The sequence below is a fragment of the Nocardioides exalbidus genome (assembly GCF_900105585.1).
Lineage (GTDB): Bacteria > Actinomycetota > Actinomycetes > Propionibacteriales > Nocardioidaceae > Nocardioides > Nocardioides exalbidus.
Genome location: NZ_FNRT01000002.1, coordinates 1,886,849 through 1,899,255, shown reverse-complemented (window position 1 = coordinate 1,899,255; position 12,407 = coordinate 1,886,849). Strand labels below are relative to the sequence as shown.

Genomic DNA, 12,407 nt, shown 5'->3' with positions numbered 1-12,407 from the left:
CCTACCGCAGCAAACCGTCGAGGTGCTGGCGGACCTCGTCCGGCGAGCCCGTGCCGTGCACCCGGATCAGCTCGGCCAGCGCGGGGTGCTCGGCGGCGAGCAGGTCGGCCGCCCGCAGCAGGTCCTGCCCCGACGCGACGGCCCGCAGCAGCTGGGCCGTCGACGGGTCGCCCGTGGGTCGCGCCGACGGTCCGGTCAGGGTCGTCGAGTCCTGGCGGCCGATCTCCTCGAGCCGCACCGCGACCTCGCTGTGGGCCAGGCCCGCCACCACCTCGTCCGACAGCTCCACCAGCGCACGCAGCCGCTGCACCGCGAGCGGGTTCCCGATCGTCGTACGCCGACCACTGGCGAGCTGCGAGAGCATCGGGGCCGACACCCCGATGGTGCGCGCGACGGCTGCCTGGCTGAGGCCGAGGGTTGAGGTGACGCGGTCGAGGACGTCGCCGATGGCCGCGCCGTAGAGCTCCTGCTGGCGCCGGCGGCTCTCCGACTGTGCAACCATGCCGGGATCGTAACGCACGCACATAGTATGTTTGCGATTGCTAACGCTGGGTAGACGGGTCGCAGGAGGTTCTCACCATGACGCGGATGCAGGACGATCACCGGGCGACCCCGCCCCTGGCCACGCTCGTCGCGGCCCTGGCCGCACTGGCTGCGGTCGCGCTGTCCCTCGCAGTCGTCGCGACGGCCCCGGCCCACGCCGGGAGCCCGGACGAGACGACGAGCACGGAGACAGGCACCGACACGGACACCGACTACGCCCGGATGGTCCTGGTCCTCGACTCCTCCGGGTCGATGGCCGAGCCCGCCGGATCGGGAGGCACGAAGATCGAGGCCGCGAAGCGGGCCCTCGGGACGATCGTCGACGGCCTGCCCGACGACGCCTACGTCGGCCTGCGGGTCTACGGGGCTCAGGTGTTCTCACGTGACCAGAAGGGCGCGTGCACCGACTCCCAGCTGGTCGTGGACCCCGCCACCGACAACCGCGACGAGCTCCGCTCGGCGCTCCAGCAGTACGAGCCCTACGGCGAGACGCCGATCGGCTATGCCCTGCGGCAGGCGGCACGTGACATCGGCGGCGAGTCGACGCGGTCGATCGTGCTGGTCTCCGACGGAATCGCGACGTGCGAGCCCGACCCCTGCGTCGTGGCCGGCGAGCTGGCCCAGCAGGGGATCGACCTCCAGATCGACGTCGTGGGGCTCAGCGTCGACGCGAAGGCACGCGCCCAGCTGCGCTGCGTGGCAGCGAAGGGCAACGGCACCTACTACGACGCGGACGACGCGGACGACATCGTGGAGAGCCTCCAGACCGCGACCGACCGGGCCCTCCGGCCGTTCGCGCTCGACGGCACCCCGCTGGCGGGAGGCGACTCGGCCAATCCCACTCCGGTGGAGGTCGGGCTGTGGAGCGACACCGTCGGCACCACGTCGAGGACCGCCGAGCGGTGGTTCTCCTACAACCGCACGATGCCCGGCTCGACGGTGCGCGTCGGGATCGCCAGCCTCGGCGGGAACCCCGAGGAGTGGGACACGGTGCAGCTGGCGACCAGCACGCCGGTCGGCATCCCCTGCGGAACCGACAGCGGCTTCAAGAACATCATCTCCTCCGAGCTCCTCGGTGCGGAGGTGGCGGCCGGCACCCAGGGCAACGACGACTGCGCGACCTCCGACGAGGTCCTCATCTCGGTCTCCCGCTCGCTCGGCAACCTCGGCCGCGGCAAGGCGCCCTTCAGCCTCCAGGTCGCCGAGGAGCCGCCGGTCGACGGCACCTCGCTCCCGGAGGCCGACGACTGGAACGGCCTGGTGCTCGACCCGCCCGACGTCACCGGCAAGCCGGGCCGGGTCGACGGCGGCGACTCCTTCGCCACCGCACCGGTGCTCACCGACGGTGCCTACCGGGGCACCATCGTGCCGGGCGAGACGCAGGCGTTCCGGGTCGAGCTGGCCTACGGCCAGACGCTGAGCGCACGGGTGCTCGTGCCCCCGGCCGGCCCCGCACTGCGCGACGAGGTCGGCTTGCAGGGGCCGTTCGGCTCGCTCCACGTCTACAGCCCGATGCGCGGGCAGGTGACGATGAGCGGCGACGGCATCAAGACCACCGGCTTCGCCGCCGGGTCCGGCTCGGACGTGCTCGGCGTCCAGACACCGCAGGTCCGCTACAACAACCGCGCCAGCTCCTCGACCCTGAGCACCAGCCTCCCCGGCTACTACTACCTCGTCTACGCCGCCGACGCCGACTACCTCGACCGGTCCTTCGAGATGCCCTTCCGGATCGACCTCCAGGTGCGTGGTGAGGAGTCCGGAGTGCCGGACTACGCCGACGGGCAGGCGCTGCTGACCGGCGGCGACGGGCCGCTGGGCGAGCCCGTCACGACGACCGAGGAGACCGCGGACCCGTCGGAACCGGCGGACCCGTCGGAGACGTCGGGCACGGACGAGCGCGACGGGGCAGACGGGGCCGAGAGGTCGGCCTCCGACGACCCGGGCGGCGTCTCCACCCTCACGCTGGTCGCCGCCGGCGGCCTGTGCGCTGTCGCCCTCGGATGCGTGGGCGTCGCCCTCGCCCTGCTGCGGGGTCGCCGCCGCGCCTGAGGCCCGGCCGTCAGGCCAGCACCAGCCAGGCGGCACCGAGCAGGCACGCGGCCGCGACGACCAGGAGGAGCACGGCGACCAGGCCCCGACGGTCGTCGCTCGGCCCCTCGCCCGGCGCGGACGGCGTACCGGTGACGGCGGCGTCCTCCTCGACGGCGTCGCCATCGGGGCGGGTCGCGCGCGGGCGTACGCGGGTGGCCTCGGGCGCCAGCTCCTCGAGCTGGTCGAGGACGACCACCGGCTCGACGGGGCCGGGGGTGGCGGAGAGGTCGAGCGCGACGAGCTGCTCGCGCAGCCGCGCAGCCGACGCCGGCCGGGCTGTGGACTCGTGCTGCACCGCGTCGAGCAAGAGGTCGGCGAGCGGCCGGAGACTGGGCTGGGCGCCGACCGCCGTCCCGACGGCGTCCCGCGTGTGGGGCGGACGCACGCCGGTGAGCATCTCGAGGCCGACCATGCCCGCGCCGTAGACGTCCTGCGCCACGGCGGGATCGGCCCCGGCCAGCTGCTCGGGCGCCATGTAGCCGGGCGACCCGATCACCTGGCTCGCGTGCGTGAGCCTGGGATCGTCGAGTCGCGCCGAGATCCCGAAGTCGGTCAGGAGCAGGTGCGGTCGATCGGTCCCGGTCGCGTGGAGCAGCAGGTTGGCGGGCTTCACGTCGCGGTGGACCACACCCGCGGCATGGACCGCCTCGAGCGCGTCGAGCAGCTGCACGAGGAGCTCGCGCACCCACATCGCGGGGAGGGCCCCGTGGTCACCGAGCAGCGTGGCGACCGAGCCGCCGCGGACGAGCGGCATCGTGAAGAGCACGCGGTCGTCCTCGCCCGCCCACGACAAGGGCGTGACGACGTGGCGGTGGTCGATGCGGGTGGCCTGCTCGCGCATGAAGCGCACCAATGACGCCGAGTCCGACTGCCGCAGGAGCTTGCCGGCGTAGGCCTGCTGGTCGCGGAGGTCGCGCACGACCCACACCGATCCCATGCCGCCGTCCGCGATCGGCTCGAGCAGCTCGAAGCGCCCGGCGAAGACCTCCCCCACGCCGGTCACCGTAGCCGGTGCCGGCTCAGCACTCGACGACGTTGAGGGCGAGGCCGCCGCGGGCGGTCTCCTTGTACTTGTCCTTCATGTCGCGGCCGGTGTCGCGCATCGTCTTGATCGCCTTGTCGAGCGAGACGAAGTGGGCGCCGTCGCCGCGCACCGCCATCCGCGCGGCGGTGATCGCCTTGATCGAGGCGACCGCGTTGCGCTCGATGCAGGGGATCTGCACGAGCCCGCCGATCGGGTCGCAGGTCAGCCCGAGGTTGTGCTCGATGCCGATCTCGGCGGCGTTCTCGACCTGCTCGGGCGAGCCGCCCAGCACCTCGGCCAGGCCGGCGGCGGCCATCGAGCACGCGGAGCCGACCTCGCCCTGGCAACCGACCTCGGCCCCGGAGATCGAGGCGTTCTCCTTGAAGAGCAGGCCCACGGCAGCCGCGGTCAGCAGGAACCGGACGATGCCGTCCTCGTCCGCACCGGGGACGTAGTGGTGGTAGTAGAGCAGCACCGCCGGGACGATGCCGGCCGCGCCGTTGGTCGGCGCCGTCACGATCCGGCCGCCGGCCGCGTTCTCCTCGTTGACCGCGAGCGCGTAGAGCGTCACCCACTCCATCGCCCCGAGCGGGTCGGGGATGCCGGTCGCCGCCTCGGCCTCGAGCCGGGTCTTCAGCTCGGCCGCGCGACGCCTGACCTTCAGCCCGCCCGGCAGCACGCCGGTCGTGGCGGCGCCGCGCGCCACGCACTCCTGCATCACGCCCCAGATGGCGAGCAGCTCGGACCGTACGTCGTCCTCGCTGCGGCGCACGAGCTCGTTGGCGAGCATCAGGTCGCTGATCCGGAGGCCGGTCTCGCGGGTCATGGCGAGGAGCTGGTCGGCGGTGTGGAAGTCGTAGGGCACCGGCGTCGCGTCCTGGACCAGGACCGGGTTGCCGACGTCGTCCTCGTCGAGCACGAAGCCGCCGCCGACGGAGTAGTACTCACGGCGGCGGACGTCCGCGCCACTGGCGTCGGTCGCGAGGAAGACCATGCCGTTGGTGTGGAACTCGAGCCGCTTGCGGCGGTGCATGACGACGTCGTCGTCGGCCGCGAAGGCGATCCGGTGCTTGCCCGCCAGCAGGAGCTCGCCGGTCTCGCGGACCTCGGCCACCATCGGGTCGGCCGCGACCGGGTCGACGAGGTGCGGCTGCTCCCCGGCCAGCCCGAGCACGACGGCCTTCACGCTGCCGTGCCCGTGGCCCGTGGCACCGAGCGAGCCGAAGAGCTCCACCCGCACGTGCGCGACGTCGTCGAGCAGGCCGTCGGCGAGCAGGCCGTCGGCGAAGAGGAACGCAGCCTTCATCGGCCCGACGGTGTGCGAGCTCGACGGGCCGATGCCGACCTTGAAGAGGTCGAACACGCTGATGGTCATGGCGCTCCCTCATCGAGAGGCGTCACCGACGTCGTTGTCGGCGACACCCCCGATGATGGGGCCGCGGAGGCGCGGGCACAAGCGGTTGTTGCGTTCAGCGATGCGGGTTGCTCATGACACAACCGGCGACCGACACTCGAGATCGCACTCGGCTCCCGGAAGGACTGCGGCCGCGCGACACCTCGGGACGGATCCAGGACGTCGTACGGCCGCAGTTCTGCGACCGACCCGGTGCCGCTCAGGCCTCCGACACGTCGATCAGCACCTTGCCCACCGCACCGTCCTCGACGGCGGCGTGGGCGTCGGCGGTCCGCTCGAGCGGGAAGCGGTGGAGCGGCAGCCCGTGGTCGTCGCCGACGCCGAAGGCGCCGTCGGCCAGCGCGGCGGTGATGTCCTCGGCCGCGGCCGTGAGCGCGGCCTGGCCGACGGTGTAGAGCAGCACCCACTGGAAGCGCGCGTTGGTCGAGAACGTCTCGCGGATGCTGAGCGCCACCTCGTCGCCGCCGTTGTTGGCGTAGATCGCGATCGTCGCGCGCGGCTTGATGACCTGCAGGTCGAGGCGGATGTTCTGCGCGGGCGCGACCTCGACGACGAGGTCGACCCCGTCGGTCGCGAGCTCACGGATCGCGGCGACCGTGTCCCCGGCGGTGTAGTCGACGACGTGGTGCGCGCCGGCGGCCGTGGCGAGCTCGCCCTTCGAGGCGCTGCTGACCGTGCTGATGACGGTCGCACCCGCCCAGCGCGCGAGCTGGATGGCCGCGTTGCCGACCGCGCCCGCACCACCGGCGACGAGCACGGTCAGCCCGTCCAGGGCGCCGGGCGCGAGCCGCGACGGGCCGTCCTCGGAGGTCGTCAGGGCACGGTGGGCGGTGACCGCGGGGACGCCCAGCGACGCGCCGACGTCGTACGACGCCGAGTCCGGCAGGACGGTCACGTTGGCCACCGGGAGGACGACCTGCTCCTGCGCGGTGCCGCCGGGCCGCTGGTGCTGGGCGAGCATCGTCCACACGCGGTCACCGACCGCCAGGTCGACCCCGGGTCCCACGGCGTCGACGACGCCGCTGCCGTCCTGGCCGGGGACGATCTCCGGGAAGGCGAGCTCGCCCATGCCTCCGGCGCGGAACTTCCAGTCCGTCGGGTTCACGCCGGCCCGCACGATCCGCACCCGGACCTCCCCCGGTCCCGGCTCCGGGACCTCCCGCTCGACCAGCTCGAGCACGGAGGAGTCGCCTCGCTCGGTGTAGACCACAGCACGCATCACGTCTTCTTTCCGTCGGGAGGACCTGTCGCTCGATCACAACACAGAAGCCCCGCTGCCTATGCCGAGGGGCGAACCAACCGGTTCGTTAGGCTCGGCGCCATGGGAGAGAAGGGGGCGGCGACGCGGGCGCGCATCCTCGAGGCCGCCCGGGTGGAGTTCGCCGAGTTCGGCTTCGCCGGCGCACGCGTGGACCGGATCGCGGAGCGTGCGCAGGCCAACAAGGCCCAGCTCTACTCCTACTTCGGCAACAAGGACGCCCTCTTCGACGCCGTCCTCGACGACGCACTGGTGTCGATCGTCGACGCGGTCCCGATCGACGCGGCCGACCTGCCGGGCTACGCCGTACGCCTCTACGACCACTACCTCGACGAGCCCTGGGTGATCCGGCTCGCGACGTGGACCCGGCTCGAGCGCCGGCCGTCCGGCCCGCTGACCCCCGAGCCGATGCCCCGCGAGCCCGAGAAGCTCGCCGCCATCGCGGCGGCCCAGGAGGACGGTCTCGTCGATCCGACGCTGTCCCCTGCCGAGGTCTTCGGCACGGTGATCGCCCTGTCGATGACGTGGTCACCGGCCAGCACGACCTTCGCCGCAACGGCCGACGACGCGGTCCCCGAGCACGACCGCCGGCGGGCGGTCCTCCGCACGATCGTGGCGCGCGCCTTCGCCCCCACGTCAGGGTGAGCCGATGACGGGACCGCAGGCCTAGCGTCGAGGGTCCGGGGCAGTCGACGGAGGAGCACGGATCGATGAACCGTCTGACCGCCGCGGTGCTGCGGCACCGCGTGATCGTCGCCGTGGCCTGGCTCGCGATCGCGATCGCCGGCGGAGCGACGGCGTCCACGACCGTCGACCGCCTGACCTTCGACTTCGACCTCCCCGGGCAGCCGGCCTACGAGACCAACCAACGCATCGTCGACGAGTTCGGCAACGGTGGGCTCACCGACCCCCTGCTCCTCGTGGTCGAGGGCGACGACGCGGCCTCGCGCGCCGACGAGGTGGCCCAGGAGGTCCGCTCGGCGGTCCCGGGCACCCGCACGGTCTCCCCCGGTGATGACGGCGCCGACGTCCTGGCCACCGATGCCGACTCGGCGGTGGTCGTGGCCTATGCACCGCTCACGCCCGGCCCCGAGTCGTACGCCGAGGCGCAGCCCGCGCTCGAGCAGGTCGCGGAGGCCGCGTCCGGTGATGGCACGACGGTCACGCTGACGGGCTTCTCGGTGCTCGAGGAAGGTGGCGGCGACGACCGCGGGCTGATCGTCGAGGTGCTGATCGGCGGGATCGGCGCGCTCGTCGTGCTGGCGCTCGTCTTCGGTTCGCTGCTCGCCGGGCTGCCCCTGCTGGTGGCCGCGGTCTCCATCCTGGGCACCTTCCTGGCCCTGCTGGGCCTCACCCACCTGACCGACGTCTCGGCCGTCGTGGAGTACCTCATCGCACTCATCGGTCTCGGCGTGGCCATCGACTACTCCCTCCTCGTCGTGACGAGGTGGCGCGAGGAGTCGGCCAAGGGGGTCGACAACGACGAGGCGATCCGCGCGGCCATGGCGACCGCCGGCCGGTCGGTGGTGTTCAGCGGCGTCACCGTGGCGGTGTCCCTCGCGGCACTCGTGCTGGTGCCGATCCCGTTCCTGCGGAGCATCGGGCTCGGTGGCCTCCTGATCCCGCTCTTCAGCGTCGCCGTGTCCCTCACCCTCGTGCCGGCCCTGCTCAGCGCGGTGGGTCCGCGCATGAACTGGCCGCGCCGCAAGCCCGCGGTGACGCGGAGCCGGCTGTGGGCAGCGATCGCGACCGGCGTGCTGCGCCGGCGATGGCTGACCGTCGTCGGCTCCGTGGTCGTGCTCCTCGCGCTGGCTGCTCCCGTGCTCGGCCTCACGCTCGGCACCGCGCAGCTCAGCGGCCTGGCCAACGGCTCGGCGGCCTCGCGCGCGCTCGTCGACGCGGTCGCCGACGGCGTGCCCGCGGGCGTCGTACGTCCGACGGAGGTCCTCGCCCCCGAGGGAGACGCGCAGGGTGCCGTCGAGCAGCTGACGGGCCTCGACGGGGTCGCCGCGGTCGTCGCGCCTCCGGGGCAGGAGTGGTCGGCGGACGGGCAGTCGCTGCTCCAGGTCTGGACCGACACCGACCCCACCAGCGACACCGGACGCGCCACCCTGCAGCGCGTCCGGGACGAGGCCGACGACCTCGGCGTCGCCGTCGGTGGCACTCCGGCCGAGGACGCGGACTTCATCTCGGCCGTCTACGGCAAGGCGGGCTGGGTGGTGCTCGGCGTCGCCGTCGTGACCTTCCTGCTCCTCGCCCGCGCGCTGCGGTCGTTCTGGCTTCCCCTCAAGGCGCTGGCGCTCAACGCGCTGTCCTTGGCCGCGGCCTACGGGGTCACCGTCCTCATCTGGCAGGACGGGCACGGCACCGAGCTCCTCTTCGACCGGACGGCGACCGGGGCCGTCACGATCTGGGTGCCGATCGCGGCATTCGCCTTCCTCTTCGGGCTCTCGATGGACTACGAGGTCTTCATCCTGTCCCGCATGCGCGAGGAGTACGACGCCCTGATGGCCGCCTCCGCCGACTCGACCGCGGGTGCCGCCACCGAGCGCGAGGCCACCGATCGGGCCGTCGTGGAGGGGATCGCCAACACGGGACGACTCGTCACCTCCGCCGCCCTGATCCTGTTCTTCGCCTTCATCGCCCTCTCCACGGTCCCGACCGTCGAGGTGAAGGTGCTGGCCACGGCCCTGGCGCTCGGCATCGCGATCGACGCCGTCATCGTCCGGGGCCTGCTGGCCCCGGCCCTCGTCGGCGTGCTCGGGCGCGCGAACTGGACCATCCCGCGCGTCCTGTCACGCGCGCTCTTGCTCCGTCCCTCCGAGCCGCGGCACCTGGGGAGCCCGGGGTACGTCGACCCGCGGCACTCCGCCGGCAGGTCGTCGGGGCGACGCGGTCGGTGACGCGACGCCGTCAGGCGAGGGCCGCCTCCACCCACGGCGCTCCCGCGACCTGTCGCACGTCGTCGGGGGGTCGAGGTCGCGACGCAGTCCCCGGAGGGGCCGCTGGGCCGCGACGTAGCCGAGCCGCCGGTGCGCCTCCGCGGAGCCTCGTCCGAAGCCGAACCCGGGCCGCGTGCGAGTGCCGTGCACCAGGCAGGTGGTGCCGTCGCCGTGGTGGTCCGCGACGACGAGGGGCATCCGGCGCTCGAGGTGCTCGTCGACGACGAGGCGTAGGTCGCTCGCCGCCAGCTCGGGCAGGTCGGCGACCATGACCGCGACGGGCAGGTGCGGGTGCGTCGCCAGGGCGCGGCGGCTGCCGAGCGCGGCGGCCGCGTTCATGCCGATCGGCCGGCCCTCGCCCACCACCACGACGTCGTTGCGGGCCGCCCAGGACGTGAGCTCGGGGTCGCTCGTCACGACGAAGACCGACCCCGCACGCGTCGCTTCCACCGCGGTCCCGAGGGTGTGCACCGCCATCTCGAGAGCGAGCCGCTGGGTGCGGGACCGTTCGTCGCGCAGCCTCGTCTTGGCGACCGACGTGTCCTTGGCGAGCACGACGACCGAGACGTCGCGGCCGGACGCGCTGACCCGGCTCATCCCGCCTCCCGCACGCCCGGGGTGCCGTAGGTGGTGGTGCGCTCGCGCACCGGGCGGCCGATCCCCGCGCCGATGTCCTGCAGGTCGGCGATGGTCTTGGCACTGCCGTGCTCGGAGCCGGCCATGCGCGAGATGGTCTCCTCCATCAGCGTGCCGCCGACGTCGTTCGCGCCGGCGCGGAGCATCGCGCGGGTGCCGTCGACGCCGAGCTTGACCCAGGAGGTCTGGATGTTGCGGATCGAGCCGTGGAGCATGATCCGACCCATCGCGTGCACCGCGAGGTTGTCGCGCATCGTCGGACCCGGCCGCGCCACACCGGCGAGGTAGATCGGCGAGCTCGTGTGCACGAAGGGCAGCGGGACGAACTCGGTGAAGCCGCCGGTCTCGTCCTGGATGCCGCGCAGGACCCGCAGGTGGCCCACCCAGTGCCGCGGGTTGTCGACGTGGCCGTACATCATCGTCGAGCTCGACGGCAGCCCGACGCGGTGCGCCGTGGTGACGACGTCGATCCACGTCCGGGTGGGGAGCTTGCCCTTGGTGAGGATCCAGCGCACGTCGTCGTCGAGGATCTCCGCGGCGGTGCCGGGGATCGACCCGAGCCCGGACTCGCGGGCCTTGATGAGGAAGTCCTCGATCGAGAGCCCCGTGCGGTTCGAGCCGTTGACGACCTCCATCGGGGAGAAGGCGTGCACGTGCATCTCCGGCACCCGGGCCTTCACCGCAGCAGCGAGGTCGAAGTAGGCCGTGCCGGGCAGCTCCGGGTCGATCCCGCCCTGCATGCAGACCTCGGTCGCGCCGAGGTCCCACGCCTCGGCCGCCCGGTCGGCGACCTGGTCCAGGGAGAGGGAGTAGGCGTCGGCGTCCGTGCGGCGTTGCGCGAATGCGCAGAACCTGCACCCGACGTAGCAGACGTTGGTGAAGTTGATGTTGCGGTTGACGACGTAGGTCACATCGTCGCCGACCACGTCGCGACGCAGGTCGTCGGCCAGCCGGCACACCGCGTCGAGGAGCTCGCCCTCGGCGGTCATCAGCTCGAGCGCCTGCGGGTCGGAGAGCCCGGCCGGGTCGGCCTCGGCTGCTCGGAGCGCGGCCCAGCCGTCGCCCGCGAGCGCCACCGACGGAGCCGAAGCGGAGACCCTGTCCCGCAGCTCGTCCCAGTCGCCGTAGACGCTGTCGAAGTCCGCGCGCCGGTCGTGGGTGCGGCCCTCGGTGTCGATGGAGGCATGCAGGTCCGTGCGTCCCTGGGCGGACAGGCCGCCGTCGGGTGCCTGCCACGGCAGGCCCGTGGGTCGTACGCCCTCGCGCGCGAGCCCGTCGGGGCCGGCGAGCGCCGCGACGTGCGCCGCCACCCGCGGATCGAGCCACGCCTCACCGTGCTGCAGCGAGCCCACGACGTACTCCGGGTGCACCGTCAGCCGCGCCCGGAGCTCCAGCCCGGCCTGCGCGGTGATCGAGCGCAGTCGCTCGAGGGAGGGCCAGGGCCGCTCGGGGTTCACGTGGTCGGGCGTCAGTGGCGAGACCCCTCCCCAGTCGTCGACGCCGGCGGCGAGGAGGGCCTGGCACTCGGAGAGGTCGGTGAGGTTGGGCGGCGCCTGGATCCGGGCCTTCGGCCCCAGCACGACCCGGGTGACGGCGATGGCCGCGCGGTAGTCGTCCAGGCCGAGGTCGTCGACACGGCGCATCGCGGTGTCGGGCTTGGCCCGGAAGTTCTGGACGATGACCTCCTGCAGCCCGCCGTAGCGACGCGACACCGCCCGCAGCGCGAAGATCGTCTCGGCCCGCTCGACCAGCGTCTCCCCGATGCCGACGAGCAGGCCCGAGGTGAACGGCACCGAGAGCCGTCCCGCGTCCTCGAGCACCCGCAGGCGGACGTCGGGGTCCTTGTCGGGCGAGCCGAAGTGCGCCTCGCCCCTGGTCTCGAAGAGCCGCCGCGAGGTCGTCTCGAGCATCATCCCCATGGATGGCGAGACCGGCTTGAGCCGCGTCATCTCCTCCCACGACATGACGCCCGGGTTCAGGTGGGGCAGCAGCCCGGTCTCCTCCAGCACCCGCACCGCCATCGCGCGGACGTAGGCCAGCGTCGAGTCGTAGCCCTGCTCGTCGAGCCACTCCTGCGCCTCCGGCCACCGGTCCTCGGGCCGGTCGCCGAGGGTGAACAGCGCCTCCAGGCAGCCCACCTCGGCGCCCCGACGGGCGATGTCGAGAATCTCGTCGGGCGAGAGGTACGGCGCCCGCCCCTCCCGCGCCGCGTGCCCCGGCGTCTCCACGAACGTGCAGTAGTGGCACCGGTCCCGGCACAGCCGGGTCACCGGGATGAAGACCTTGGGCGAGTACGTCACCGTGCCCGGCCGGCCGGCCGCCACCAGGCCCGCGTCGCGCACCCGCGCGGCGACCACGGCCAACCGGTCGAGGTCCTCGCCGCGTGCCGCCAGGAGCGCCGTCGCCTCCACCACGTCCAGCGCCGCTCCGCGCTCGGCGCGCACCAGGGCGCGGCGTACCTGTCGGTCGGTCGGTGTCGCCTCGTCGCCGTTCATCAGT

Annotated in this window: 9 protein-coding genes; 3 read left to right on the top strand and 6 right to left on the bottom strand. The window is 73.1% G+C overall.

From position 1 onward, the window contains the following. Position 1 precedes the first annotated feature (1 nt). Positions 2-502, bottom strand: coding sequence for a hypothetical protein (locus tag BLV76_RS09395; RefSeq protein WP_090968894.1), 501 nt, complete (start codon positions 500-502; stop codon positions 2-4). A 77-nt stretch (positions 503-579) separates the two neighbouring features. Here BLV76_RS09395 and BLV76_RS09390 point away from each other — a divergent pair, with 77 nt between their 5' ends. Further along, positions 580-2,592 carry a vWA domain-containing protein gene (locus tag BLV76_RS09390; protein WP_090968893.1) on the top strand — a complete coding sequence of 671 codons (2,013 nt, stop codon included), beginning with the start codon at positions 580-582 and terminating at the stop codon, positions 2,590-2,592. Positions 2,593-2,602: 10 nt separating this feature from the next. Here BLV76_RS09390 and BLV76_RS09385 read toward each other — a convergent pair whose 3' ends face one another. From BLV76_RS09385 to BLV76_RS09375, 3 genes are all read right to left on the bottom strand, one after another. Then, positions 2,603-3,628 (bottom strand): serine/threonine-protein kinase, encoded by a 1,026-nt coding sequence (locus BLV76_RS09385; RefSeq protein WP_245734611.1) that lies wholly within the window; start codon positions 3,626-3,628, stop codon positions 2,603-2,605. Between the two features lie 25 nt (positions 3,629-3,653). Then, positions 3,654-5,033, bottom strand: a complete 1,380-nt coding sequence (locus BLV76_RS09380) for an L-serine ammonia-lyase (protein WP_090968892.1) — start codon at positions 5,031-5,033, stop codon at positions 3,654-3,656. Positions 5,034-5,271: 238 nt separating this feature from the next. After that, on the bottom strand, positions 5,272-6,291 hold the full coding sequence (locus BLV76_RS09375; protein ID WP_090968891.1) for an NADPH:quinone reductase: 1,020 nt from the start codon (positions 6,289-6,291) through the stop codon (positions 5,272-5,274). Between the two features lie 102 nt (positions 6,292-6,393). On the opposite strand from BLV76_RS09375, the gene BLV76_RS09370 reads away from it, so the two are divergent. Both BLV76_RS09370 and BLV76_RS09365 read left to right on the top strand, forming a co-directional pair. Beyond that, positions 6,394-6,975 (top strand): TetR/AcrR family transcriptional regulator, encoded by a 582-nt coding sequence (locus BLV76_RS09370; RefSeq protein WP_090968890.1) that lies wholly within the window; start codon positions 6,394-6,396, stop codon positions 6,973-6,975. 65 nt (positions 6,976-7,040) lie between these two features. After that, on the top strand, positions 7,041-9,233 hold the full coding sequence (locus BLV76_RS09365; protein WP_090968889.1) for an MMPL family transporter: 2,193 nt from the start codon (positions 7,041-7,043) through the stop codon (positions 9,231-9,233). Here BLV76_RS09365 and BLV76_RS09360 read toward each other — a convergent pair. Then, positions 9,126-9,869, bottom strand: a complete 744-nt coding sequence (locus BLV76_RS09360) for a hypothetical protein (protein WP_090968888.1) — start codon at positions 9,867-9,869, stop codon at positions 9,126-9,128. The two genes, BLV76_RS09365 and BLV76_RS09360, sit on opposite strands and share 108 nt — an antisense overlap. Further along, positions 9,866-12,403: a bifunctional FO biosynthesis protein CofGH gene (locus BLV76_RS09355; protein ID WP_090968887.1), complete on the bottom strand. Its 2,538-nt coding sequence runs from the start codon at positions 12,401-12,403 to the stop codon at positions 9,866-9,868. The genes BLV76_RS09360 and BLV76_RS09355 overlap by 4 nt, the downstream gene beginning before the upstream one ends. Between the last annotated feature and the right edge of the window lie 4 nt (positions 12,404-12,407).